Source organism: Geobacillus thermodenitrificans subsp. thermodenitrificans DSM 465, from assembly GCF_000496575.1.
Classification (GTDB): Bacteria; Bacillota; Bacilli; order Bacillales; family Anoxybacillaceae; genus Geobacillus; species Geobacillus thermodenitrificans.
Map to the genome: position 1 here is coordinate 1 of NZ_AYKT01000063.1, position 537 is coordinate 537.

Annotated in this window: 2 protein-coding genes; both read left to right on the top strand. The window is 43.6% G+C overall.

What is annotated here, in order from left to right; genetic code table 11:
- The first annotated feature begins 122 nt into the window (after positions 1-122).
- Positions 123-305 (top strand): hypothetical protein, encoded by a 183-nt coding sequence (locus tag DSM465_RS0117980; protein WP_029761984.1) that lies wholly within the window; start codon positions 123-125, stop codon positions 303-305.
- Positions 305-537: hypothetical protein (locus tag DSM465_RS0117985; protein ID WP_029761985.1), on the top strand; the 233-nt coding region annotated here is incomplete at its 3' end. The genes DSM465_RS0117980 and DSM465_RS0117985, both read left to right, overlap by 1 nt.

The window sequence follows — 537 nt, forward strand, 5'->3', positions numbered from 1 at the left end:
GAAGATCAAACAGCATTCCGTGGTAAAGGACGCTTCGATGGAAAACCAGTGAAACCAGAAGCGTTCGTTCTTGTCACGATCACCGATCCGGCTCCGGCCGCATAATGAAGGATTGATGTGAAATGACAAAATATGTCGTAATCAAAGATTTTCGAGATCTCCAAGATAATCTGCATCTCTACCGTGCAGGTGACAAATACCCGCGCAAAGGCCGCGTCAAGAAAGAACGTATTGAAGAACTAATGTCAGACAAAAACTTGGCAGGGGAACCGCTAATTGCCCAAGTGGAAGAAGGCGATGAATAATGGATTTAGCAACTGTTGTTGATTTAGTAAAAGAGCGCTTAGGCATTCGCTCAAACGTTCGTGACACTTATATAACTTCCATTGCAAATGCAGTGGTAACAGAACTTGATGAAGAAAAAGGGTTAGCTATCGATTTAGCTAACCCTTATCATTTGATGTTTGTCGTTGATTACGCTACGTGGCGCTATCAAAGTCGTGACAGTGATGGGGCTATGCCGCGTCATTTGCAATA